The organism is Microbacterium sp. 22296 (genome assembly GCF_052045385.1).
Taxonomy (GTDB): domain Bacteria; phylum Actinomycetota; class Actinomycetes; order Actinomycetales; family Microbacteriaceae; genus Microbacterium.
Map to the genome: position 1 here is coordinate 36,735 of NZ_JBQEOS010000002.1, position 24,670 is coordinate 61,404.

General features: G+C 71.4%; 20 protein-coding genes and 1 pseudogene. 8 read left to right on the top strand and 13 right to left on the bottom strand.

The window, feature by feature from the left end; translation table 11 throughout:
- Window positions 1-98 precede the first annotated feature (98 nt).
- Window positions 99-2,396: a polyribonucleotide nucleotidyltransferase gene (locus tag ACTJJP_RS03860; RefSeq protein ID WP_440773712.1), complete on the bottom strand. Its 2,298-nt coding sequence runs from the start codon at window positions 2,394-2,396 to the stop codon at window positions 99-101.
- A gap of 304 nt (window positions 2,397-2,700) precedes the next feature.
- Here ACTJJP_RS03860 and ACTJJP_RS03865 point away from each other — a divergent pair, with 304 nt between their 5' ends.
- Window positions 2,701-3,999 (top strand): hypothetical protein, encoded by a 1,299-nt coding sequence (locus ACTJJP_RS03865; RefSeq protein WP_440773713.1) that lies wholly within the window; start codon window positions 2,701-2,703, stop codon window positions 3,997-3,999.
- 150 nt (window positions 4,000-4,149) lie between these two features.
- On the opposite strand, the gene ACTJJP_RS03870 is transcribed toward ACTJJP_RS03865, so the two are convergent.
- Entirely contained in the window at window positions 4,150-6,117 is a 1,968-nt protein-coding gene (locus ACTJJP_RS03870) for a GDSL-type esterase/lipase family protein (protein ID WP_440773714.1), read from the bottom strand.
- A 122-nt stretch (window positions 6,118-6,239) separates the two neighbouring features.
- Here ACTJJP_RS03870 and ACTJJP_RS03875 point away from each other — a divergent pair, with 122 nt between their 5' ends.
- A complete protein-coding gene (locus tag ACTJJP_RS03875; protein WP_440773715.1) occupies window positions 6,240-6,854 on the top strand; it encodes a DedA family protein in 615 nt (204 codons plus the stop codon).
- A gap of 83 nt (window positions 6,855-6,937) precedes the next feature.
- Here ACTJJP_RS03875 and ACTJJP_RS03880 read toward each other — a convergent pair whose 3' ends face one another.
- A complete protein-coding gene (locus tag ACTJJP_RS03880; protein WP_440773716.1) occupies window positions 6,938-7,699 on the bottom strand; it encodes a fructosamine kinase family protein in 762 nt (253 codons plus the stop codon).
- Between the two features lie 46 nt (window positions 7,700-7,745).
- Here ACTJJP_RS03880 and ACTJJP_RS03885 point away from each other — a divergent pair, with 46 nt between their 5' ends.
- Entirely contained in the window at window positions 7,746-8,528 is a 783-nt protein-coding gene (locus tag ACTJJP_RS03885; RefSeq protein WP_440773717.1) for a DNA/RNA non-specific endonuclease, read from the top strand.
- Window positions 8,529-8,755: 227 nt separating this feature from the next.
- Here ACTJJP_RS03885 and ACTJJP_RS03890 read toward each other — a convergent pair whose 3' ends face one another.
- From ACTJJP_RS03890 to efeU, 6 genes and pseudogenes are all read right to left on the bottom strand, one after another.
- On the bottom strand, window positions 8,756-9,358 hold the full coding sequence (locus ACTJJP_RS03890; protein ID WP_440773718.1) for a class I SAM-dependent methyltransferase: 603 nt from the start codon (window positions 9,356-9,358) through the stop codon (window positions 8,756-8,758).
- Window positions 9,359-9,716: 358 nt separating this feature from the next.
- Window positions 9,717-10,361: an FMN reductase gene (locus ACTJJP_RS03895; protein ID WP_440773719.1), complete on the bottom strand. Its 645-nt coding sequence runs from the start codon at window positions 10,359-10,361 to the stop codon at window positions 9,717-9,719.
- Window position 10,362: 1 nt separating this feature from the next.
- Window positions 10,363-11,592, bottom strand: coding sequence for an LLM class flavin-dependent oxidoreductase (locus ACTJJP_RS03900; RefSeq protein WP_440773720.1), 1,230 nt, complete (start codon window positions 11,590-11,592; stop codon window positions 10,363-10,365).
- Between the two features lie 238 nt (window positions 11,593-11,830).
- The gene (efeB, locus tag ACTJJP_RS03905; RefSeq protein ID WP_440773721.1) at window positions 11,831-13,075 is read right to left on the bottom strand and encodes an iron uptake transporter deferrochelatase/peroxidase subunit; all 1,245 of its coding nucleotides are present in this window, start codon (window positions 13,073-13,075) and stop codon (window positions 11,831-11,833) included.
- 72 nt (window positions 13,076-13,147) lie between these two features.
- A complete protein-coding gene (efeO, locus tag ACTJJP_RS03910) occupies window positions 13,148-14,377 on the bottom strand; it encodes an iron uptake system protein EfeO (protein ID WP_440773722.1) in 1,230 nt (409 codons plus the stop codon).
- 268 nt (window positions 14,378-14,645) lie between these two features.
- A pseudogene (efeU, locus tag ACTJJP_RS03915) lies at window positions 14,646-15,575 on the bottom strand (iron uptake transporter permease EfeU); the annotation flags it as partial.
- Between the two features lie 201 nt (window positions 15,576-15,776).
- Here efeU and ACTJJP_RS03920 point away from each other — a divergent pair.
- Window positions 15,777-16,793, top strand: a complete 1,017-nt coding sequence (locus ACTJJP_RS03920; protein WP_440773723.1) for an isopenicillin N synthase family dioxygenase — start codon at window positions 15,777-15,779, stop codon at window positions 16,791-16,793.
- Between the two features lie 554 nt (window positions 16,794-17,347).
- Here the strand turns inward: ACTJJP_RS03920 and rpsO are convergent.
- Window positions 17,348-17,617 carry a 30S ribosomal protein S15 gene (gene rpsO, locus ACTJJP_RS03925; protein WP_019180606.1) on the bottom strand — a complete coding sequence of 90 codons (270 nt, stop codon included), beginning with the start codon at window positions 17,615-17,617 and terminating at the stop codon, window positions 17,348-17,350.
- 296 nt (window positions 17,618-17,913) lie between these two features.
- Here rpsO and ACTJJP_RS03930 point away from each other — a divergent pair, with 296 nt between their 5' ends.
- From ACTJJP_RS03930 to ACTJJP_RS03940, 3 genes are all read left to right on the top strand, one after another.
- On the top strand, window positions 17,914-18,135 hold the full coding sequence (locus ACTJJP_RS03930) for a DUF167 domain-containing protein (RefSeq protein ID WP_440773724.1): 222 nt from the start codon (window positions 17,914-17,916) through the stop codon (window positions 18,133-18,135).
- Window positions 18,132-19,436, top strand: a complete 1,305-nt coding sequence (locus tag ACTJJP_RS03935; RefSeq protein ID WP_440773725.1) for an MFS transporter — start codon at window positions 18,132-18,134, stop codon at window positions 19,434-19,436. Before ACTJJP_RS03930 ends, ACTJJP_RS03935 begins: the two co-directional genes overlap by 4 nt.
- Window positions 19,437-20,115: 679 nt before the next feature.
- Window positions 20,116-21,033 (top strand): DMT family transporter, encoded by a 918-nt coding sequence (locus tag ACTJJP_RS03940; RefSeq protein WP_440773726.1) that lies wholly within the window; start codon window positions 20,116-20,118, stop codon window positions 21,031-21,033.
- A 216-nt stretch (window positions 21,034-21,249) separates the two neighbouring features.
- Here the strand turns inward: ACTJJP_RS03940 and ACTJJP_RS03945 are convergent, their stop codons facing one another.
- The 3 genes from ACTJJP_RS03945 to ACTJJP_RS03955 all read right to left on the bottom strand — a co-directional run bounded on the left by ACTJJP_RS03945 (window position 21,250) and on the right by ACTJJP_RS03955 (window position 23,713).
- The gene (locus tag ACTJJP_RS03945; protein WP_440773727.1) at window positions 21,250-21,810 is read right to left on the bottom strand and encodes a YceI family protein; all 561 of its coding nucleotides are present in this window, start codon (window positions 21,808-21,810) and stop codon (window positions 21,250-21,252) included.
- Window positions 21,811-21,960: 150 nt separating this feature from the next.
- The gene (locus ACTJJP_RS03950; protein ID WP_013583439.1) at window positions 21,961-22,326 is read right to left on the bottom strand and encodes an FKBP-type peptidyl-prolyl cis-trans isomerase; all 366 of its coding nucleotides are present in this window, start codon (window positions 22,324-22,326) and stop codon (window positions 21,961-21,963) included.
- 226 nt (window positions 22,327-22,552) lie between these two features.
- Window positions 22,553-23,713: a PrsW family intramembrane metalloprotease gene (locus ACTJJP_RS03955; RefSeq protein ID WP_440773728.1), complete on the bottom strand. Its 1,161-nt coding sequence runs from the start codon at window positions 23,711-23,713 to the stop codon at window positions 22,553-22,555.
- 85 nt (window positions 23,714-23,798) lie between these two features.
- On the opposite strand from ACTJJP_RS03955, the gene ACTJJP_RS03960 reads away from it, so the two are divergent.
- Entirely contained in the window at window positions 23,799-24,665 is an 867-nt protein-coding gene (locus tag ACTJJP_RS03960; RefSeq protein ID WP_440773729.1) for a fumarylacetoacetate hydrolase family protein, read from the top strand.
- The last annotated feature ends 5 nt before the right edge of the window (window positions 24,666-24,670 follow it).

Sequence of the window (24,670 nt, forward strand, 5' to 3'; positions counted from 1 at the left end):
TACGCGCGGCGTCGTCACATCGTTCTCATCCGCCCCACGCGTCACACGACGGATGCCCGCCCCGCACGAGGCGGAACGGGCATCCGAAAGGGTGAGGATCAGCCTTCGGCGGGAGCCTCGGGGCCCTCGCTCGCGGCGGCCGAGCTCTGCGTGTCGGCGGGCTCGGGGGTGGTGGCCTCCTCGTCGACGACGGGCTCGAGCGACAGCTTGCCGCGGTCGTCGATCTTCGTGATGCGCACGAGGATCTTGCGACCGACCGACAGCACGTCCTCGACGTTCTCGACGCGCTTGCCGCCGGCGAGCTTGCGGACCTCGCTGACGTGCAGCAGGCCGTCCTTGCCGGGGAGCAGCGAGACGAACGCACCGAAGGTCGCGATCTTGACGACCGTGCCCAGGAACTGCTCGCCCACCTCGGGGTTGGTCGGGTTGGCGATCGCGTTCACCTGCGCGCGGGCGGCCTCGGCCGAGGGGCCGTCGGTCGCGCCGATGTACACGGTGCCGTCGTCCTCGATCGAGATCTGGGCGCCGGTCTCGTCCTGGATGGAGTTGATCGTCTTGCCCTTGGGGCCGATGAGCTCACCGATCTTGTCGACCGGGATCTGCACGCTGATGACGCGGGGCGCGGTGGGCGCCATCTCGTCGGGCGCGTCGATCGCGGCGTTCAGAACGTTGAGGATCGTCAGACGAGCCTCTTTCGCCTGGGTGAGCGCGGCAGCCAGCACCGACGACGGGATGCCGTCGAGCTTGGTGTCGAGCTGGATCGCGGTGATGAACTCGCTCGTCCCCGCGACCTTGAAGTCCATGTCGCCGAGGGCGTCTTCGGCGCCGAGGATGTCGGTCAGCGCGGCGTAGCGCGTCTGGCCGTCGACCTCGTCGGTGACCAGGCCCATGGCGATACCGGCGACGGGGGCGCGCAGCGGCACACCCGCGTTCAGCAGCGACAGGGTCGAGGCGCACACCGAGCCCATCGACGTCGAGCCGTTGGAGCCGAGGGCCTCGGACACCTGACGGATCGCGTAGGGGAACTCCTCGCGGCTGGGCAGCACCGGCACGAGCGCGCGCTCGGCGAGGAAGCCGTGGCCGATCTCGCGACGCTTCGGGCTGCCCACGCGACCGGTCTCACCGGTCGAGTACGGCGGGAAGTTGTAGTGGTGCAGGTAACGCTTGCTCGTGATGGGCGAGAGCGAGTCGATCTGCTGCTCCATCTTGAGCATGTTCAGCGTGGTGACGCCCAGGATCTGGGTCTCGCCGCGCTGGAAGATCGCCGAACCGTGGACGCGCGGGATGACCTGCACCTCGGCGTCGAGCGGGCGGATGTCGGCCAGGCCGCGGCCGTCCATGCGCACGCCCTCGGCGAGGATGCGGCCGCGGACGATCGTCTTGGTGACCGACTTGTAGGCGGCGTTGAACTCGAGCGTCGCGACGGCGGGCAGTTCGCCCGACTCGACGGCGGCGAGCAGCTGCTCCTTGACCGAGGACTTGACCTCGTCGTCGGCGTTCTGACGGTCCTGCTTGTCAGCGATCTGGTACACCGGCACGAGGCGGTCGTAGGCGCGACCGGCGACGAAGTCGTACGTCTGCTGGCTGTACGCCGGGAAGACGGGGAACGACTGGATCTCCTTGGCCGCGGTGCGCGCGACCTCGTTCTGCGCGTCGACGAGCTGACGCAGGAAGGGCTTGGCCGCTTCGAGACCCTCGGCGACGACCTGCTCGTTGGGCTTGGTCGCGCCGCCCTTGATCATGTTCCAGCTGCCCTCGGTGGCCTCGGCTTCCACCATCATGATGGCGACGTCGCCGTCGTCGAGCACGCGGCCCGCGACGATGAGGTCGAAGACGGCATCCTCGAGCTGCGTGACGGTCGGGAACGCGACCCACTGGTCGGCGTTCTCGCCGTGACCCGGGATGAGCGCCAGGCGCACACCCGCGATGGGGCCGGAGAACGGCAGACCCGAGATCTGGGTCGACAGCGACGCCGCGTTGATTGCGAGGGCGTCGTAGAACTCGCCGGGGGCGATCGAGAGCACGGTGACGACGATCTGAACCTCGTTGCGGAGTCCGTCGACGAACGACGGGCGCAGCGGGCGGTCGATGAGGCGGCACACCAGGATGGCCTCGGTCGAGGGGCGACCCTCGCGGCGGAAGAACGAGCCGGGGATCTTGCCCGCGGCGTACGAACGCTCCTCGACGTCGACGGTCAGCGGGAAGAAGTCGAAGCCTTCACGCGGGTGCTTGCCGGCACTGGTGGCCGACAGGAGCATCGTCTCTTCGTCGAGGTACGCGGCGACGGCGCCCTGCGCCTGCTGGGCGAGGCGGCCGGTCTCGAAGCGGATGGTGCGGGTGCCGAAACGGCCGTTGTCGAGAACGGCTTCAGCGGCGGTGATTTCTGGACCTTCCAAGAGGTCCCTCCTTCTTTGTTTAGGCTCGCCGCCCCGTGTGGGCGACGAGCTGACATGCGAAGGAGCAGGAACAGGCAGAAAGGGCGCGCCGACGTGTCGGCCCGGAAATCCCGGCGACTGGCCACCAGTAGACGACCACCCGGCAAGCGACGGGGAGTCCACCACAGGGGACCAGCGTCTGCCGGCCTGCTCCGTGAGCTCATATGCAATTGAGCGGATGCCAAGACGGCATTCGCATCCCACCCTACCAGCGACGGCGCCCCGGAGCTGGGCGGGGAGGGTCCGCGTGCTCTACCGTGACCTCATGGGTCCCATCCGTCGCAGAGGTCACACGCTTCTCGCGTGCGCCGCGGTGGCGGGTGCCCTTCTCAGCGCTCCGGCGAGCGCGACGGCCCTGTCGACGCGGACGACTCCCCCGCTCGCGGCCGTCGACGAAGCGGCCGTCGCCCAGGTGAAGCAGCAGCTGGATGCCGCAGAGGCCACGGCCGTGCAGGCCTCGCGGCGCGCCCTCGACGCCGCGACCGCCGCGGAGCGCACGCGGGCTCTCGCCGACTCCACGGCGGCGCGCGCCGACGCCCTCGCCGCCCGCAGCGCCGCGGCGGCGACCGACCTGTCGGAGAAGAGCGAGAGGGCGGGGGCGACCGCCGCGCGGCTGTACCGCACGGTCGGCGGCGGGCCGCTCGTCGCGCAGCTGTTGACCGACGCCGATCCCGATTCGCTGCTCACGCGTCTCGGCATCCTGGACCGTGTGGCGACGGCGACCGCGCGCACCGCCGGGCAGGCGCGCAGCGCCGCCGATGTCGCCGCGTCGCTCAGCGATCAAGCCGACCAGGCGCGTACAGAGGCGGCGCGACTCGCCGACGAGGCCCGCGCCACCGCCGACGCGGCACAGCTCCAGGCGGATGCCGAGTCGGACAGCGTCGCCGCGGCGCAGGCGCGCCTCGACGATCTCTACGCGCAGCTCGCCTCGCTCCGGGCGTCGACGGCCGCGGCCGAGAGAGTCGCGCGTGCGCGCGAGAAGGCGCAACAGGACGCCGCGGCACCCGGCGGAGCGACCGGCGGCGGCGCGGTCGCGACGGGCGGCGGCTCGTCGTCCTCCAGCGGGTCTTCGGGTCCGGGTGGCTCACCGGCATCGGGCGGGACCGGCGCCGGCGGGTCCGGCAGCGGCGAGGGCTCGAGTTCGAGCGGCGGTGCGGGCTCCGGCGGGGGCTCGTCGTCCGGCGGAAGCTCCGGCGGCGCAGGCTCGGGGGGCGGATCGGGCGCCGGGTCGACACCCCCACCCACGACGGCGATCATGACCCCCGACGAGGCTCGCGCGAACGCTCGCGGACAGATCGGCGGATACGGCTGGGGCGACGACCAGTTCTCGTGCCTGAACCAGCTCTGGAACCGCGAGTCGGGGTGGCGCGTGCAGGCCGAGAACCCCTGGAGCGGCGCCTACGGCATCCCGCAGGCCCTGCCGGGCGAGAAGATGGCATCCGCGGGACTCGACTGGCGCACCAACGGGGCCACGCAGATCTCGTGGGGCCTGTCGTACATCGACGCGCGGTATGGAAGCCCGTGCGGCGCGTGGGACCACTCCGAGCGGAACGGTTGGTACTGAAGGACCGCCGCAGGACCCTTCGACAGGCTCGGGGACCCTTCGACAGGCTCAGGGACCCTTCGACAGGCTCAGAGACCCTTCGGACAGGCTCAGGGACCCTTCGGACAGGCTCAGAGACCTCCCGCGAAGGTCGCTCGACCCGCACCCGTGTCAGGTGGTGCGGGCCCGCTCGCGATCCCCGCGGGTGGGTAGCTCCACGTACCCGGCGTGCTTGGCCCGGACGCCGTCGCCCGCGGTGCGACCGCGCACGCGGCGCCACACCCACGGCAGCGCGTCGCGGGTGAGCCACATGCCGCGAGGCGCCTCGTCGGTGTCGGCGTGCAACGCCTCGTCGAGATCGAGCAGCGCTCGGGCGTCGGGGACTCCCAACGCCTCCGCGGCGCGATAGGCGACGAGGCGGTGCCCCGACGATCGCAGGTGCACGAGGTCGTCCGCCCACAGGGGCGGCTCGCCCAGTTCCGCGACGGCCTCCAGATCGAGCAGGATCGCCCCCTGCTCCTGCGCGATACGGCGCAGCTCCACGTTGTAGGCCGCGAAGCGCCGCGCGAAGAGGCGGGCGGCGGGTCGGCGCGGAAGGAACGTCGTGACCAGCAGCACGTCGGCCCCGGTGCGCCGGATCGCCCGCACCGCGGAGTCGACCTCGGCCACGAGGGCGGGCATCACCAGGCCCGGGGTCAGCAGGTCGTTCGCTCCGATGAGGATCGACACCAGATCGGGCTGCAGCGACAGGGCATCGGGAACCTGCTCGTCGATGAGGTGGCGCACCCGGCGGCTGCGCACGGCGAGGTTCGCGTAGCGGAACGGGCCCGCCTCGCTCGTGTGCGCGAGCAGCTCGGCCAGGCGGTCCGCCCATCCGCGGAACTGCCCCGCCGGCATGCGCGAGGTGTCGCACAGGCCCTCGGTGAGCGAGTCGCCCAGGGCGACGTAGCGCGTCCAGCGCCCCCGGGTGCGGGATGCCGCGGGGGCGGCCGGTCGCGGACCCCCGCGCAGCAGCAGGCTGTCGTCGATGCGGCGGAGGGCGACGGCATCCTGATAGTGGCCGACGAGGTCGCGGGTCAGTGCGTCCCAGGTGCGCCCCTGCACGGCCTCGCGGGCGGCGCGGGCGAACGCACGACGCTTGGACTCGTCGCCCACGAGGTCGGCCACGCGGTCGCGCAGATCGCCGAGGTCGCCGGGTTTGTACAGCCACCCGTCGACGCTCGAGCGCACGAGGTCCAGCGGCCCGCCGACACCCGTCGCGACGACGGGGACGCCGCTGGCGAGTGCCTCTTGGATGGTCTGCCCGAACGTCTCGCTCTCGCCCGGGTGCACGAAGACGTCGAAACCCGCCATCGTCTGCGCGAGGATGTCCCCGGAGAGGTGGCCCGTGAAGACGGCATCCGGGATCGCCCTCTCGAGCGCGGGACGCGATGGCCCGTCGCCCACGACGACCAACCGGGTGCCGGGGAGATCCGCGAGGGCCCTTAGGTCGTCCACCTGCTTCTCGGGGGCGAGTCGTCCGACGTACCCGATGATGCGCTCGCCGCGCGGGGCGACCTCGGCCCGCCACGCGGCATCGCGGTGCTCGGGGGCGAAGCGCTCGGCATCGACCCCCCTGCCCCAGCGGCGGATGCGGTCGACGCCGAGGCCCTCGAGCTGGCGGGTCGAGGCCGACGAGGGCGCGAGGGTGAGGGTCGCTCGACGGTGGAGACGCGCGACGTGACCGGCGACGAGGGCGCTGGCGTGGGGCACCCCGTATTTCTGGGCGTAGGCGACGACGTCGGTCTGGTAGATCGCGACCGAGGGGATCTTCAGCGCGTCGGCGGCCGCGAGTCCCTGCCATCCGAGCACGAACGGGGATGCCAGGTGCACGACGTCCGGGTCGAAGTCGCGCAGCAGGGCGCCCAGGCGTGCCGCGCGGGCGAAGACCACGCGCACCTCGGGGTACGACGGCAGCGGCACGGAGCGCAGCAACTCCGTGCGGGCGCCGTGCAGATCCGCGGTGACGTCTCCGGATTTCGGGGCGATGACGAGGGTCTCATGCCCCGCCTCGGCGAGGTGGCGCAGCACATGGAGAACGGAACCGGTGACCCCGTTCATGTGCGGGAGGAAGGATTCGGCCAGCAGCGCGACTCTCACGACACCAGGGTGGGGCGCTGCGCGACGCTTCTCGCCCGACGTTCGCGATGTTCACCGGATGCTCCGCGGGGCGTCACCGCCCGGTCGGCCGGGCGTCTCGATCCGCGGCGGAGAGTGACCGGATGGACGGTGTCGACGCGTGGTTGCAGGCGATCGCCGCGAGCCCCTGGGCCCTGGTCGGCATGGCGGCGCTCGTCTTCGCCGACGCGTTCCTGGTCGTCGTCCCGGGCGAGGCGGCGGTGACCGCGTTCGGGGCGCTGGCGGTGTCGCACGAGACCTTCCCCCTGGCATCCGTGGTCCTGGTGGCGGCGGCGGCGGCCTTCGCGGGCGACGCCTGCTGCTACGTGGTCGGTCGCACGGTCGGTGTGGAGCGGTGGGCGTGGATGCGCGGACCCCGCGTGCGCGGCGCGCTGGAGTGGGCGCGGGCACGACTGGAGCGCAACGCCGCGGTCGTGCTGTTCACCGCGCGCTTCGTGCCCTTCGCCCGTCTCGCCGTCAATCTCGCGGCCGGGGCGGCGCGGGTGAATCCGGCGCGCTACCTCGGGGTGGCGGCGGCGGCCGCACTGGCATGGGCGGCGTACCAGGCCGTCATCGGGGCGATCGTGGCAGCCGTGGTGCCGGGTGGGCCCGTGGTGGCCGTGGGGGTCTCGATCGTGGTCGCGGTGGGGATCGGCGTGGGGATCGACCTCGTGCTCGCGCGGCGGGCGAGGCGTCGGGCGGCGGCCTCCGCGGACTGACGCGGGCCGTGCGCTGTCGGCGCCGGGGTGCGAGGTGCGGGCGACGTTCGGGCGCGAGATTCCGGATGCCGCGACCCGGCGAACTACACGAGGGCGAGCGTCCGCTCCGCGGCGTCGACGAGCGCCCGGCCGTACGAGGGACCGTGACCGGCGGCGTGCACGGCGAGCGGGTGCAACTGGTGCAGCGGCGTCCGCTCGCGCCACCCGGTACGCAGGGGCCGGACCAGGTCGTAGGCGGCGACGATGTGCTCCAGGAACGCACAGCCGAACAGCGACAGCATCGCCAGGTCGGTCTCGCGGTGACCACCGTGGGCAGCGGGATCGATGAGCACCACTCCCTCGGGCGACCACAGCACGTTCCCCGCCCAGAGATCGCCGTGCAGCCGCGCGGGCGGTTCATGATCGTCGAACGCACCGGCCCCGATGATCCCGCACGCGCGACGGACGACCTCGGCTCCGGATGCCGACAGGTTCCCCGCCGCCACCGCGACCGGCACGAACGGCTCGACGCGCTGGGCCGCGTAGAACGCACCCCACGTCGGAGTGGGGCGAGCGGGCTGCGCGCGGCGGCCGATGAAGATGTCGCCGTCGCGTCCGGGCGGCGGCGAGCCGAACGCGTCGGCTCCGGCGGCGTGGGTCGCGGCGAGCGCGGCGCCGAAGGCGGCTGCGGCATCCGCGGTCGGGCGCGCCGGGGCGATGCGCTCCAGGACGATGCGGTCGTCCGCGACATCGGCCACCCGCGCCACGCGCGCTCCCCCGGCCTCCGCCAGCCACGCGAGGCCGGCGGCTTCCACCGCGAAGAATCCGGCGGGCGCGTCCGACCTCGTCTTCACGTGCTGTTCCATCACGCCAGTCTGTCGCGATGTCGGAGGTCCGCGGCACGATGGAGGCATGAGCGACGGCTACGACTCCGACTTCCTCGGCATCCCCCTCCCCCTCCCCGCGCCCGCCCGCCCCGCCACGCGCCTCGATTACCCGCGGTTCTCCGTGCTGCTCGATGAGGAGCGCCGATTCGCGGCCGTCACCGGCGTCGTCATCGACGGGGCGACGCTGCGCGACCAGCCCCGCACGGGTGAGTGGCGCCTCGACCCGCGGGTGGACGACGACTCTCAGGCCGGGCCCGAGGTCTACAGTCGCAACGACCTCGACCGCGGGCACCTCGTGCGCCGTCGCGATCCCGGCTGGGGCTCGGCATCCGAGGCTGAGGATGCCACCGAGGCGACGTTCTTCTACACCAACGCCGCTCCCCAGGCGGCCGGCTTCAACCAGTCGAAAGAGCTGTGGCTCGGGCTCGAAGACCACGTCCTCGCCTACGCCGAGTCGACCGACCAGCGCATCGCGGTGTTCACCGCCCCGGTGCTCGACGAGGCCGACCCGCCGTACCGCGGCATCCGCGTGCCGCTGCGCTTCTGGAAGATCGCCGCCTGGCGCGAGGGCGACGCTCTCGCGGCAGCCGGGTTCGTGCTCGACCAGACCGAGCTCGTCGACACGCGCCAAGGGCTCACCGTGCCCCGCCTGGGGGCGTTCCGGACGTTCCAGGCCCCCGTCGCCGACATCGCCGCAGAGGCCGGCGTCGACGTCGGTCCACTCGCGGCGGCCGACACGTTCGTGCGCCGCGGGCTGCGTCCGGTCATCGCCCGCGAGCTCGAGAGCGTCGACGACATCGTGCTGTGAGAGCGCGGGGAGTGTGCACCCGTGACGGCGGTTCGTCCGCGCCCCTCGCTTGACCACGTGAGCGGGTCCACGCGTCCGGACGAACGACTCCTCCCCCTGGGGCGGCGTCGACGTCTGGGGCGGCGTCGACGTCTGGGGCGGCGTCGACGTCTGGGGCGGCGTCGACGTCTGGCACGGCCGACACCGCTGACAGCGGGGCGCCGGATTCGCCTCGCACCCCCAGACCGTCAGCGCACCCGCACCGCGTGCAGCAGGGTGTCGATCGCCGCTGCCGCATGGCCGCCGCGCAGCTCCGCGTCCGCGCTCGTGCGCACGATCTGCCCGCAGCGCGCGATGTGGAACCGATCGTCGAGGGCGCTGCGCAGCAGGTCCGTTGTGTACAGGATCGCGGGATCCGACGGCCCGTGTCCCCCGGCGGCGATGTTGTCGACGTCGTGGCCGATCACCACGAGCACACCGCCCGGAGCCACCCACTCCGCCATCCGCGCGACGGCTGCCGCGCCGTCCGGCACGTGCAGGTAGCACGAGACGACCAGATCGACGGACGCCGCGGGCTCCCACTCGTGCACATCGCCGCGGACCCAGGTCACGGCATCCCCGCCCGGGCGCGCCGCGGCCAGCGCGAGCGCCTCCGCGGAGAAGTCGACGCCGGTGCACGTCCACCCGTGGCCCGCGAGCCACACCGCGGTGCGTCCGTCGCCGGTCGCGACGTCGATCGCGGTCCCCGGCCGGAGCCCCTCCGTGATCTGCTGCACCGCGGCGGGAGGCTCCGCGGCCCACACTCCCCCGGGCGAGGCGCGGTATCGCTCGTCCCACTGCGCGGCATCCATTCGGCGTCCTCTCGTCGGCCCCACCCTAGGGCTGTCGCCTCGGCGGCGCAGGGACCGCTCCCCACGGGTCGCCCCCTCGACCTTGCGCACGACCTCGGCGGTCCGCACATCTCCCGTCCGAAACCCGCGGATGCCGCTGACGGCATGCGAATCCCTGAGCCTACGGCCGCGCCGCACGGGCCCTCGGCCGTGCGCGACGCTTCAGCGATCCGCACGTCCCTGAGCGATGACGACGGATGCCGCTGACAACCCGCGAATCGCGGCGTCTGCGGCCACACCCCCGTCATGAGCGCCCGCAGGTTCCCTCGGCGCGACGAAGCCCCCGCCGCCTCAGGGGCGACGGGGGCTGCACCCGGGGTCACTCCCCCGACAGACCGCCCAGCAGATGGCCGAACGACCGGCCCTCGCCGAGGTAGGACGAGGGGTCGAAGGGGTCGGCGTCGCGCACGGGCTCCCGCGCGGCGATGGCATCCGCCAACTCGCGGGCACCGCGGTCGACCCGCGAACCGAGCGGGGCCACCTCGTCGGCGTTGGATCCCCAGTCACTGGATGCTGCGAACACCCCGGTCGGCACGGGATTCGCGTGCAGGTACGTGAACAACGGGCGGATCGCGTAGTCGATCGCGAGCGAGTGGCGGGCGGTGCCGGCGTTCGCCCCGATCAGCACCGGGGTGCCGTTCAACGCCTGCGGGTCGAGCACGTCGATGAACGACTTGAACAGGCCCGAGTAGCTCGTGGAGAAGATCGGCGTGACGGCGATGATGCCGTCGGCCGAGACGACCGTGTTGATCATCTGCTCCAGAGCGGGAGGGGCGAAGCCGGTGAGCAGGTTGTCGGTGAGCTCGTGCGCGTAGTCGCGCAGTTCGAACACGTCGCTGGTCGCGTCGATCCCGCGTTCGCGGAGTTCGGCGAGGGCGGCGTGCGCGAGGCGGTCGCCGAGCATGCGCGTCGAGGACGGGGTCGACAGGCCCGCCGTGATCACCGCGATGCGGCGGCCGGCCATGTCAGGCACCCACCTTGGTCGCAGCCGAACCGAACGCACTGCCCGCGCGCGCAGCATCCTGGTACGGGCTTCCCGAGACCATGTTGTCCCCGCGGTTGGCTCCGGGAACCGCCTGGCGCGGAGCGGCGCCGGCGTAGATCTTCTCGACCTGGTTCGCGTGCGTGGGCGCGTCGGGTACCTCGGCCGGACGGTTCTTCTGCAGCTCCTTGCGCAACACCGGCACGACCTCCCCGCCCAGGATGTCGAGCTGCTCGAGCACGGTCTTGGTGGGAAGGCCCGCGTGGTCGATGAGGAACAGCTGGCGCTGGTAGTCGCCGAAGGTGTCGCGCATGGCGGCGTAGCGGTCGATGATCTGCTGCGGCGAGCCGACGGTCAGCGGGGTCATCTCGCTGAAGTCCTCGAGGCTCGGGCCGTGGCCGTACACGGGGGCGTTGTCGAAGTAGGGGCGGAACTCACGCACCGCGTCCTGCGAGTTGGCGCGCATGAACACCTGGCCGCCGAGGCCGACGATCGCCTGCTGGGGCGTGCCGTGACCGTAGTGGGCGTAGCGCTCGCGGTAGAGGGTGATGAGGCGCTGGTAGTGCTCCTTGGGCCAGAAGATGTTGTTCGCGAAGAAGCCGTTGCCGTAGTACGCGGCCTGTTCGGCGATCTCGGGCGTGCGGATCGAGCCGTGCCAGACGAACGGAGGAACCCCGTCGAGCGGACGCGGGGTCGAGGTGAAGCCCTGCAGCGGCGTGCGGAACTTCCCCTCCCAGTCCACGACGTCTTCCCGCCACAGCTTGTGCAGCAGGTCGTAGTTCTCGATGGTGAGCGGCAGGCCCTGGCGGATGTCCTTGCCGAACCAGGGGTAGACCGGGCCGGTGTTGCCGCGTCCGAGCATGAGGTCGGCGCGACCGCCCGACACGTGCTGGAGCATCGCGAAGTCCTCGGCGATCTTCACCGGGTCGTTCGTGGTGATGAGCGTCGTCGACGTCGTGAGGATGAGGCGCTCGGTCTGCGCGGCGATGTAGGCCAGCGTGGTCGTGGGCGACGACGACCAGAAGGGCGGGTTGTGGTGCTCCCCGAGGGCGAAGACGTCGAGGCCGACCTCTTCGGTGTGCTTCGCGATCGTGAGCGTGTCTTTGATGCGCTGGGCTTCGCTCGGGGTCTTCCCCGTGGTCGGGTCCTGGGTGATGTCGCTCACCGTCATGACACCGAACTGCATGCCGGGCCAGTTGTTCGTCTCGCTCATCGTGATGCGCCTCCGTTTGTATGCATCTGAATATACATGGTGGAACGCGGCGCGCCCAGGTTTATTCCGCCGGCCCTGCCCGGCCGCGGCCCTGGCCCGGCCGCGGCCCCGGCCCTGCCCGGCCGCGAGAAACGGCATCCGCGGGAAGAAATAACGCGACAGCGCGTGTCTCGCCGCGGATGCCGTTTGTCGCACCCGAAGAGCGAACCCCGCGCGGAGCACCTCGCGCGGAGCAGACCTACGCCCCGAGCAGCCCCGCGCCCACCGACGCGCCCGGCGCCGGCGCGGGGGGCACGGCCCAGAGCCCCGACCCGACGTGACGGAGGTACTCGCCCATGGCATCGGCCGACAACGAACGCTGCACCGTGATGAAGCGGTCGGGGCTCTTCTGGAACGACAGGAAGAACAGCCCGGCGTTCAGCCGCCCGAGGTCCGTCGTGCCGTCGACGAAGTTGTACCCGCGGCGCAGCAGACGCACACCGCCGTTGCTGTCGGGGTGCGCGAGTCGCACGTGACTGCGCGCGTCGATCGCGGGAGTGCCGGCGGGACCGGCGGCCGCGAAATCCGGCGCCGAGAACTCGTCGCCACCCGACAGCGGCGCACCGTTCGCCTTGTCCCGGCCGACGACGCGGTCCTGCTCGGCGAGACGCGTGCGATCCCACGTCTCGATGAGCATCGCGATGCGCCGGGCGACGAGGTACGACCCTCCCGCGAGCCACGCCGGACCCTCGGATGCCGAGACCCAGACGTTGTCATCGAGCGCAGCCGCGTCGTCGGCGAGGATGTTGGCCGTTCCGTCCTTGAACCCGAAGAGGTTCCGCGGCGTCGACTGGGCAGCCGTGGTCTTCGACGTGCGGCCGAAACCGAGTTGCGACCACCGGATCGTCGCGCGACCGAACGCGATGCGACTGAGGTTGCGGATCGCGTGCACCGCGACCTGCGGGTCGTCGGCGCAGGCCTGGATGCACAGGTCGCCGTCGGAGCGCAGCGGGTCGAGGTCGTCGTTCAGGAAAGCCGGCAGTCGCTCGAGGCCCGCGGGCTTGCGCCCCTCGAGCCCGAACCGCGCGTCGAACAGCGACGGGCCGAACCCGAACGTGATGGTGAGGTTGCTCGCCGGCAGCCCGAGCGCCTCGCCGGTGTCGTCCGGCGGCGCCTCGGGCGACCCGCCGACGGCGCCCGTCGCGCTCACGTCCAGTCCCTGCATCATGCGCGTCGCCGCGTACGTCCAATCCGCGAGCAGCTCGGCGAGATCGTCGCGCGTGGTGCGCGCCATCATGTCGTACGCCGCGAAATGCAGATGCTCCTGCACCGGGGTGGTGATCCCCACCTGGTGGATGCCGGATGCCGGTGCCACGGCATCCATGGTGCGCCGCGCCTGCTCCTGGCCGTATGCGGCGCCGCCGACGAGTCCTGCGCCCGCGCCGACGACGAGGCTCGTCGCACTCGCCCCGAGCGCGAGGCCGATGAGACCGCGACGCGACACACCCGCTTCGGGATCCGGACCCGCGGCTGCCGCCGGNGGCGGCAGCGGTGGTCTGTTCTTCGTCGGTCACGCTCACTCCAGGATGGTGACGGTCAGCTGCGACAGCGGCTCGGCGAGCGCGTTGATCAGATCGGTGAGTTCCCGCTTGTCGGCCTCGGTGAGCTGCGCGTAAGGCGCGAATCCGGCGTCGGCCGAACCGTGCGCGGCGAGCGCCGCCTCGAGGTCGGCATACCCGGCGTCGATGCGCGACACGAGTTCGGCGCCCTTGTCACCCTGGGATTCCGCGAAATCGCGCACGAGGGAGAACGCCATCTTGGAACCCTCGACGTTGGCGGCGAAGTCGTACAGGTCGGTGCCCGACCACCAGTCCTCTTCGCCGCTGATCTTGCCGGTGGCCACCTCGTCGAGCAGCGCGATCGCGCCGTTCGAGATGCCCGCGACACCCTGAGCGTCCAGCGCCTCGGTGAACGCGTCGGAGTGCACGTAGTCGTAGAGCTCCTGCGTGTCGGCGATGAGCTTGTCGCCGTAGGTCGCGCGCTCCGCGGAGGACGAGGGAGCCCAGTCCTTCCAGGCGGACGTCTCACCATCGGCGTTCAGCGCGTCCTGCGCGGGGACCCACAGGTCTTTCTCGACGCGGTGGAAACCGGTCCAGTCCAGACCCTCCGCGACGGCGTCGACCTCGCGGTAGTCGATGCGGGGGTCGAGGTCGCCCAGCGCCTCGGCGATCGGCTCGATGCGCTCGTAGAAGGCGCGAACGCGCGGGAACTGCTCGCGCGCGGCCGCATCGTCCCCGCTCTCGTAGGCGGCGGCGAAGGTCTGCACCGCGGGGATCAGCTGACCGACCTGGTCTTTCACGAAGGCCGCGTAGAGGTCGACGGCCTTCTGCTTCTGCTCGGCATCCGGCCCCTCGACCGCGACGGCGTCGCCCGAGACCGAGAAGCTCGCCCGTCCCACTCCGTCACCGACCATGCCGGGCTTGCACAGCGTGTAGTACTCGCCGGGCTGCGCGACGACGGTGAGGCTGCGCGACGCGCCCGGAGCGATGTTCTCGACCTCGCCCACGATCCGCAAGCCGTCGGATGCGAGCAGGTAGAACTCCGTGGTCTGGTCGCTCTTGTTGCTCACGTCGAACGCGAGGGTGCCGCTCGGTGCCGATGCGGCCGAGACAGCGCACCCGTCGGCGGTCGAGGTGACGGTGAGAGCCCCGGAGGCGGCGGCGTCTGTCTTCGCGACGCAGCCCGAGAGGACGAGGGCGGCGACGCCGGCCACGGCCGTGGCCGCGAGGAGGCGAGTCGGGGTCATGATGCTCCGTTCGGATGGCGGGCGGATGCCGCGGCGTCGGGCGCGCGCGGGAACCAGGGGTCTACGAGGCGGCGGACGCGCCCGAGGAGTGCGGGGTCGCCGGGGCGGTGCGAGTCGGGTTCGAGGCGCTGCCGGACCGGCCCGCGGCCGCGAGCGCGCCGGGGCTCGAAGCCTCCACGGCGCCCGAGGGGCGTGCGGCCGCGGAGGCGGCGGGCGACGCCGAGAGGACGGGCGAGGCCGCGCCCGACGACAGCGGTGAGGAGCCCCCGGACGCGGATGCCGCGGCATCCCCGGGCGTCGCCGCAGGGCGTGGACGGCGATTCGCGCGCACCCCGCGGACGAACAGCGGCACCACGATGGCGATGTAGAGCACCCATGCGATCACCTGCAGCCACGTCATCGCGGGCATGAACCCGACGGTGGCTTGGAGCAGGACCGCGAGGGGCCCGGAGGGTGCGATCTGTGCGGACACGTCGAACGCCCAGCCGAAGGGGAACCCGGCCCACCCGGTGGCGACGACGCCGGTGACGGGATCGATCGGGGCCGTGGCGCCGAACGGGCCGGGTAGGGCGCCCGCTTCTTGAAGATCGTGGATCGCGTAAGCCAAGACCCCCGCGGCCACGACGACGAGGAACCCCCCGCTCCACGTGAAGAATCGGCCGAGGTTGAGGCGCAGCATGCCGCGGGCGATGAGCCAGCCGAGCACGACGGCGACGCCGAGTCCGACGACGGCACCGAGAAGGGCCTCCGACCGGTCCTCGAAGGACTGGACCATCGCCCAGAGGAACAGCGTGGTTTCGACGCCCTCGCGCGCGACCGAGACGAAGCCGATCGCGACCAGCGCCCACACACCGCCCCGGAGCGCCCTGTCGACGCCGCCCTCGAGGCCGGCCTTGAGCGAGCGGCCCGCCTTCTGCATCCAGAAGACCATCCAGGTCACCATCGCCACGGCGAGGAGCGACAGTCCGCCGCCGAGGAGCTCCTGCGCCTCGAAGGTGAGCGCGTAGGCCCCGAACGTGAAGACCGCCCCGACCCCGAGTGCGAGGGCGATCGCGAGTCCGACGCCCGTCCAGAGCTTCGGCAGCGCGTCGCGACGCCCGACACGGGTGAGATACGCGACGAGGATGCCGACGACGAGCGCGGCCTCGAGGCCTTCGCGGAGGCCGATGAGGAAGGTGGCGAAGAAACTGGCGAGCACGGGCGGTGATCCGACTTTCGGGTTCAGGGGAGCCGCGACGCTGCGGATCGGGTAAGGACAGCCTCACCTGACTATGACAGATTACGCATGTTCGCCGCTTCGCGCACCTTCGTTCCGCATCGGCGCGGCGCCGATGTGCGAGCGGGGTAACCAAGGGCAACATTCGCCCCCGCACCCGGGCGATCGACCTAGCCTCGTCGCATGTCCGACCTGAACCTCCCCGTGCTCGACCTCTCGCTCCTCGTCCAGGGACCGAATGCTGCGGCCCGCTTCCGCGAAGAGCTGCGCGCCGCGACCCACGACGTCGGGTTCTTCTACCTGACCGGCACCGGCGTCAGCCCCGAGCTGGAGGCGCGCCTGCTGCAGGCCGCGAAGGACTTCTTCGCCCTCCCCGAGGCCGAGAAGCTCTCGATCGAGAACGTCACCAGCCCGCACTTCCGCGGCTACACCCGTGTCGGCGGCGAGCGCACGCAGGGCCGGGTCGACTGGCGCGAGCAGATCGACATCGGTCCCGAGCGCGACGCGATCGACGACCCCGACGCCCCGGGCTACAACCGCTTGATCGGGCCGAATCTCTGGCCGACTGCCCAGCCCGAGCTGAAAGACGTCGTGACCGACTGGCACGACCACCTCACCGGCGTCGCCCGCAAGCTGCTCCGCGCGTGGGCGTTGGCCCTCGGCGCCGAGGAGCAGTACTTCGACCGTCACTTCGGCGATCCCCAGACCCTCATCAAGATCGTCCGCTACCCCGGCAAGGACGACCCGACGCCCCAACAGGGCGTCGGCGCGCACAAGGACTCCGGTGTCCTCACGCTGCTGTGGGTCGAGCCCGGCAAGGGCGGCCTGCAGGTGGAGCGCGACGGCGAGTGGGTCGACGCTCCCCCGGTGTCCGGCGCCTTCGTGGTGAACATCGGCGAGCTGCTCGAATACGCCACCCAGGGCTACCTGCGCGCGACGAACCACCGCGTGATCTCGCCGCGCTTCCCCGACGAGCGCATCTCGGTGCCGTTCTTCTTCAACCCCGCGCTCGATGCGCGGCTACCCATCATCGAGCTGCCCGCAGAGCTTGCCGCCGAAGCCCGCGGCGTCGAGGACGACCCGACCAACCCCATCCACGCCACCTACGGCGAGAACGCCCTGAAGTCGCGCCTGCGCGCCCACCCCGACGTCGCCGAGCGCTGGCATCCCGACCTGGTCGCCGCCCGCGCGGCATTCTGATCCCGCCCGCGCGGCATTCTGATCCCGCCCGCGCGGCATTCTGATCCCGCCCGCGCGGCATCCTGGTCCCGCCCGCGCGGCATCCTGGTCCCGCCCGCGCGGCATCCTGGTCCCGCCCGCGCGGCGTCGAGGCTTCGTCGAGAAACGCGATCGGCACGAAGGAACGATGCGACGCGGCGTTTTTGGCCGCCGATCGCGTTTATCGCGCGGTGCCGGTGCACCTCCGGCAGTGAGCGGCGCGCCCGCCCCGTCACACGGCGCGGGTGCACCTCCTACAGTGAGCGGTGCGCGCCCGCCGCGTCACACGGCGCAGGTGCGCCTTCGGCTGCGTGCCACGCGCCGGTTGTCACACGGTGTCGGTGCACCCCGGCAGCGTGCGGCGCGCGCCCGCCGCGTCGCGGCATCCGGGAACGACGAAGGCCGCCCGCACACCGTGGGGCGGCATCCGGGAACGACGAAGGCCGCCCCACACCGTGGGACGGCATCCGGGAACGACGAAGGCCGCCCCACACCGTGGGACGGCCTTCGAGAAAGCGATATACGCGGGGTCGCGCTTAGCGACGAAGACCCAGGCGCTCGATCAGCGAGCGGTAACGCGCGATGTCGATGTCCTGGAGGTAGCCGAGCAGACGGCGGCGCTGACCCACCATCAAGAACAGACCACGACGCGAGTGGTGGTCGTGCTTGTGCTCCTTGAGGTGCTCGGTGAGGTCCTTGATGCGCTGCGTCAGCATCGCGACCTGCACCTCGGGGGATCCGGTGTCACCGGGGTGCGTCGCGTACTCTTCGATGATCGCCTTCTTGGCGTCAGACTCGAGTGGCATAGATGGGATCCCCTTTCTCTCATTGCGCGGCGCCCGACGCCTGATGCGTGGGCTCTCTTTATCCGCGGCCGATCAAACGGCAACCGCATGAGTCTACCGCATGCGAATGCGACCGCCGAATCGGTGTGCACTCCGCGCGCGGCCGCGACGAGGAACGGCCGCCGTGGTCGTCGAAGGGTGCCCGATGCCGCCACTCTTCGCCCGCTGCGATCCGCCCCCTTTCCGAGCCGCGAACGGATGACGCTGCCCGCCGCCGCGCGGCGCCCGCCGCAGGAGGGCTGGCGTAGCCTCGATTCGTGCAGCTCACCGTCCGCGTCAAACCGGGCAGTCGGCGCGGTCCCCTCGTCGAGGACACCGCTGACGGCCTCGTCGTCCACGTGCGCGAGCGTGCCGTCGACGGTGCGGCCAACATCGGAGTCGTCAGAGCTCTCGCCGCGCACTTCCGCGTAGCGCCACGTGACGTCCAGATCCTGCGCGGGCACGCCGCCCGCGTGAAGCGCGTGGACGTCGACGCGTGAGCGCGCGGCAGAGCGCGCTCATCGACCTGCGCCCCCTGACCACCTCCCCCGCGTTCGCGCGTCTGTGGGTGGGTTCGACGTTGGCGGGCCTCGGCGGCCAGCTCACCGTGGTCGCGGTGATGCTGCACGTGTTCGAGCTGACCCAGAGCACACTCGCGGTGTCGATGATCGCGGTGGCGGGACTGCTGCCGATGGTCGCGGCAGGGCTGTACGGCGGCATGCTGGCCGATGCGTTCGACCGGCGCACCGTGGCCTTGCTCGCGGCCGTGGTCACCTTCGGCTCGACGGCGCTGCTCGCCGTACTGGCGTGGACAGGCCTCGAGACGGTGGGGTGGCTCTTCGTCCTCAGCGTGGTGAACTCGGCGGCGAACTCGATCGTCATGGCCACGAAGTCGGCCATCACCCCACGGCTCATTCCGCGCGACCTGCTGCCGGCCGCGGCCGCACTGCAAGGCGTCACCGTCGGAATCATGGTCATGGCGGGTCCCGCCCTCGCCGGGGTGCTCGTCGCGTTCGCCGGCTACGCCTGGACCTACTCCCTCGACGTGCTGCTCATGACCTCCCTGTTCCTCGGCCTGTGGTCGCTGCCGAAGCTGCGTCCGGAAGGCGAAGTGGTCCGTCCCGGCCTCGAGTCGCTGCGCGACGGAATACGGTTCCTGCGCCGCGCACCCAACATCCGCCTGCAGTACGTACTCGACATCGTCGCGATGACCTTCGGCCAGCCGGTCGCTCTTTTCCCCGCGATCGGAGCGGTCCTCCTCGGCGGCGGCGCGATCACCACCGGCGTGCTCACGGCTGCGGTCGCTGCGGGAGCCTTCCTGTCGAGTCTGTTCTCGGGCCCCGTCGGGCGCGTCCGTCGCCAGGGTCTCGGCATCGAGCGGGCCATTCAGGTCTACGGCCTGTCGATCGGCGCGTTCGGGGTCGTCCTCCTCGCGGCGACACTGGGGTGGTTGCGTCCCGACATCGTCGACGAGTCGCATGCCGCCGTCGGGCTCATCGTCCTGGCTGCGGTCGCGCTGGCCGTCTCCGGCGCCGCCGACAACGTCAGCGCCATCTATCGCTCGACGATGATGCAGGCCGCGGTTCCGGATGCCATGCGCGGACGCCTCCAGGGCATCTTCATCGTCGTGGTGGCCGGTGGACCCCGCGTCGGCGCCCTCTACGCGGGGACGCTCGCGACCGTCGCCGCGCTGTGGGTGCCGCCCCTGTTCGGTGGCATCCTGATCCTCGCGCTGGTGGGCACGCTCGTGCGCTTCTCCCCCCGCTTCCGCCGGTACGACGCGCTGGATCCCCAGCCCTGACACCCGCGCCCGCGGTCCTGCCCCTCCCTCGGCACCCGCGCCGCGGCCCGCAAACGCCGCCGCTGCCGCGACCGCCGCCGTCACCCGTGCCGTCGCTCCGGCCGGCCCTGCCGTCGTCATCGCCGCCGCGGGCGCCGGCCCAGCCGGTACCGCCCCCGCTGCCGCTGCCGCAAGAGATCGAGAAACGCTCCCCGCGGCGAGAAATGCCCCGACCGAGCGTTTCTCGCACCAGAACACGTTTCTCGACGCCCGTCCCACCCGCGCGAACCCCACCCGGCTCGGCCCCCGCACCGCGCGACCGCGCCGCCCGCCCCGCCCCACCCCACCAAGAAACGCTCCCCGCGGCGAGAAACGCCCCGGTCAAGCGTTCCCTCCACCGGAACGCGTTTCTCGACACACCCGCCCCACCCCCGCCCCGCGAACCCCACCCGGCACGGCCGCCGCACCGCACGACCGCGCCCCCGCAAGAACCCCCCGGAGAAACGCCTCCTCCGGCGAGAAACGCCGCGACGAGACGTTTCGCCCACGAGAACGCGTTTCTCGACGGGCCCGACACACCCCGTCCCATCCCGCCCCGCCGCGACCCGACCGGAGGTGCGACTGCCGACCCTCGGCGGATTCCGGACGTCGCGTCTCCTGGGCGGCTCCGATGTCGGGAGTCGAGCCTATGGTCGGGGATGTGGCATCCGGTCCCTCTCCCTCCCCCGTCTCGATCGCCGTCCAGTTCGTCCTCGCCGGCATCGTCTGGGGCTCGAGCTTCCTCTTCATCGCGGTCGCCCTCACCGGCATGACACCCGCGCAGGTCGCCGGCGGCCGCTTGTTCTTCGGGGCACTGGCCCTCGGCGTCATCGTCGCCGTCCGACGCGAGCGCCTCCCCCGTGACCGACGCGTCTGGGGACACCTGTGCGTGCTGGCCGTGACGTTCTGCGCGGTGCCGTTCCTGCTGTTCGCCTGGGCGGAGCAGCATGTGTCCTCGGGCTTGGCGAGCATCTTCAATGCGACGACCCCGATCATGACGGCGATCATGGCGTGGGCGGCGTTCCGCGTCGAAAGCCTCAAGCCCGGCCAGCTCGTCGGCATCGCCATCGGCATCGCGGGCGTCGTCGTGATCATCGCACCCGGCGCCGTGACCGACGTCGGCAACAGCACCGTCGCGCAGCTCGCGCTCCTCGGCGCCACCGCCTGCTACGGGTTCAGCCTCGCGTACGTGCGGCGGTTCCTCAGCGACACCGGGCTCTCGGGTATCGCCCTGGCCTTCGGGTACATCGGTCCCGCGGCGGCACTGATGGTGTTGCTGTCGCCGCTGATCCTCGCGGAGCCCCTGCACCTCACGCCCGCCGTGGTCGGCAGCATCGTGACGCTCGGCATGCTCGGTACGGGCCTGGCATACATCTGGAACCAGAACGTGCTGCGCGCGTGGGGCCCGACCCGGGCGTCCACCGTCACCTACATCACGCCGGTCGTCGGGGTGGCGCTCGGCGTCCTCGTGCTCGGCGAGCGCATCTCGTGGAACGAGCCGGTCGGCGCGGCCGTGGTGTTCGTCGGCATCCTGTTGGTGCAGCAACGACTCCGGATGCCGCGGCGCGCATCCGCGTGAGAGAGCAGTCTCGAACTGCCGCGCGCCCCGCTTCCGTGCAGCATGTGCGCGGGTGGCGCCCCGCCCTTCACGCGAGACGTACCGCGATGCCGTTTCGACACACGGGCGCACCCTCAGATGCCGCCACCGCGCGCAGCGGACAGACCGAGGGCCCCGGATGCCATGCATCCGGGGCCCTCGTCGACGATCACGCCCGCAGGGACTGCTGCGGAACGGTCACGCCTGGAGCGCGAGCTGGAGGTCGAGCTCGATGGTGACGTCCTTGCCGACGAGAACGCCACCGGTCTCGAGGGCGGCGTTCCAGGTTAGGCCGTAGTCTTCGCGGTTGACGACCGTCTTCGCGGTCGCGCCTGCCTTGTAGTTGCCCCACGGATCGGTGCCGAATCCGCCGAAGTCGAGCGAGAAGGTCGCGGGCTTGGTGATGCCGCGGATCGTCAGGTCACCGTCGACGAGGAAGTCGCCGTCTTCGAGGCGGATGCCCGTGGAGCGGAAGTCCATGGTCGGGTAGGTCTCGATGTCGAAGAACTCGGCGCTGCGGAGGTGCTGGTCGCGACCCTCGTCTTTGGTGTCGACCGAGGTGACGTCGACGGAGGCCTCGACGGTGGCGTCGTACGGGTTCTCGGGGGCGACGATCGTGGCGCTCTTCACGCCGAAGGTGCCGCGCACCTTCGAGATCATCATGTGGCGCACCGAGAAGGTGACCTCGCTGTGGGCGGGGTCGAGGACCCAGGTGCCGGTCTTGTAGCCGGGGATGTCGAGGGCAGTGGTGTCGGTCATGTCACTCCTTGAGGTCTGTGGGAGCCGTTTCGGCGTCCTGACGAGGCCAACTCCCATTCACACGAATGTATTCCACGATCGAGGGAAAAGACGAACCCGAGGAAGCCGCAGCCCCCTCGGGTTCGTGAACGTCGGGTGAAGAACTCCCGGTCAGCCGACCTTCAGAAGGTCGATGATGAAGATGAGGGTCTTGCCGCCCAGGAAGTGGCCGCCGGCGGGACCGTAGGCCAGGTGCGGCGGGATGACGAGCTCGCGGCGTCCGCCGACCTTCATACCCGGGATGCCGTCCTGCCAGCCCTGGATCAGGCCCCGGAGGGGGAACTGGATGCTCTCGCCGCGGCCCCACGACGAGTCGAACTCTTCGCCCGACTCGTACTCGACACCGGCGTAGTGCACGGTGACGGTGTCGCCGGGCTTGGCCTCGTCGCCGTCGCCGACGATGATGTCGCGGATGACGAGGTCGGAGGGGGCGGGGCCGCTGGGAGCGTCGAACTCCGGCTTGGTGCGATCAGTCATGTCTCCATCCAAGCACGCCGGCGCCGCTCGCGATGCCCCTGGACGAGAGCCCGGGAAAGACTCAGCGCCCGGTGCCGCGGCGATGCCTGCGTGTCTACCGGGCGCTGAGTTGGCCTACGACGATGGTGCTCCCGCTCCGGCCGGCTGTCAAGACCCCACGCATCCGACGAGACGCCGCGACGCGCGACGAACCCCCCGCACAGCCGGATCACCGCCCGCCGAGACCCTATGACGACAACAGAGTCGACCGGGCCGCCATCGTGCGCTCGAGCAGGTAGCGTTCGGTCGCCGGCGCGTGCGGGTCGCGGCCCGACAGGGATCGCTGTCGCGCGGCGGCGAGCGCCGTGGCGTCCATGATGAACGTCTTCATCACCGCTGAGCGGTCGCCGGGGAGGGTGCGCGCCCACGCGACCGCGGAGCGGCGCCCGGGACCGGTGGCGAGCATCTCGACCTCTTGCGGGGTGAACCATCCGGCCGCCGAGTACTCCCCGAGACGGGCACGGGTCAGGCGAGTCTCTTCTCGGCGGAGCGCCAGGATGCCGAGGATGAACAGCACGAACAGCGGCACCTGCAGAGCCGCGTAAAGCTCGAAGAAGTCGAAGAAGGTCGCGGAGCCGTTCCACAGCGCGTGCAGCACGATCGCGCCGATCACCCCGGGGATGCCGTAGGCCAGCGCCGCGCGCGTGCTCAGACCGCGGCGGGCGGCGAGGCCGAACGCGAAGCCCGTGAGGCTGGTGAACATGACGTGCGCGAACGGAGAGAGCACCGCCCGGAGGAAGAACGTGCTCGCCACCTGCCCGGGCCCGCCCTCGAGGTAGCTGATGGCGAAATACTGCACGTTCTCGGTGAGGGCGAAGCCCGCCCCGATCAGCGCCCCGTAGACGATGCCGTCGACGGGTCCGTCGAACACGCGGCGCGCGAACACGAAGATCAGGAGCACCCCCAGGCCTTTCGCGACCTCCTCGACGATGGGCGCCTGCACGACCGCACCGATCGCCGGCGGGAGTCCCCCCGTCACCAGACTGATCAGCAGGTCGACTCCCAAGGCGATCACCACCGACGCGACCGCTCCCCACGCGACGGCGAAGACGAGCAGTCTTCGCGGCTCGGGCTCCCACCGGTCGATGTACCGCACCGCGACCCACACGATGACGAACGGGATCGCCGCCAGGATCAGGCCGATGAAGGATGCGGCCGTGCCGAGGAATCCGGTGAAGTACCGCACGAGCAGCGCCAACAGGGGCACGAGCAGAACCGCGATGACCCAGAGCGCCACGCCTCCGCGACGTGACCGCGGGGGCGCCGCGGAGAGGGGCGCCTCGGGCGCGGTCGAGATGCGGGTGGGTTCGCCCGATCCCGGTCGGGAGAACGGCGAGGGGGAGCTCATGCGCACAGCCTAGGGGCGACCTCCGGCATGGCATCCGGGGCTTGCGAGCTCCCCGGCCGCGCGCCCGTCCGGGTAGCGTGGACCTATGCGCTTCGCCCACGCCCAGTCCCAGGAAGGGGCCGAAGCCCCCCGTCTCGTCTCGGTCCATGATGAGGAGATCGTCTTCGTCGACGAGCTCTTCGACGGCGCCCCCGCGACTCTCGAACACCTCATCGCCGGTGGTGACGCCCTGCTCGACCGCGTGCGCGTGGCCGCGGCCTCGGCACCGCGGCATCCGCTCTCCGGCATCCGGTACGCCTCCGCCGTGCTCGCTCCGCCCTCGATCCTCGCCGTGGGGCTGAACTACGCCGCCCACTCCGGCGAGCTCGGGCTCAAGACGGACGCGGGGCCGACGGTGTTCGTGCTGTGGCCGAACTCGCTGACCGCGCACGAGGCGACCACCTCGTGGCCCCGCGCGCTCAGCGAGGCCGTCGACTACGAGGCCGAGCTCGGTGTCATCATCGGTCGGCCCGGTCGCGACATCGCCGAGGCCGACGCGCTGAAGCACGTGTGGGGGTACACGGTGGTCAATGACATCACCGCCCGCAACATCCAGTTCTCCGAGGCGCAGTGGTCGCGTTGCAAGTCCTTCGACGGTTTCACCCCGACGGGTCCGTTCGTGGTCACGGCCGACGAGATCCCCGACCCGCAGGACCTGCACATCTGGACCGTCGTCGACGGACACACCGTGCAGGATGCCAGCACCGGCCAGATGGTGCGGTCGGTGGCGACGCTCATCCACAAGCTGTCGGAGTCGGTGACCCTCTTGCCCGGAACCCTCATCTCGACGGGAAGCCCCGGCGGCGCCGGGTACTCGCGCGATCCGCAGATCTTCCTCCGCGACCGCTCGACCGTGACCGTCGGCATCGACGGCATCGGCGAGCTGACCACCCACTGCCGGATCCTCGACTGAGACGG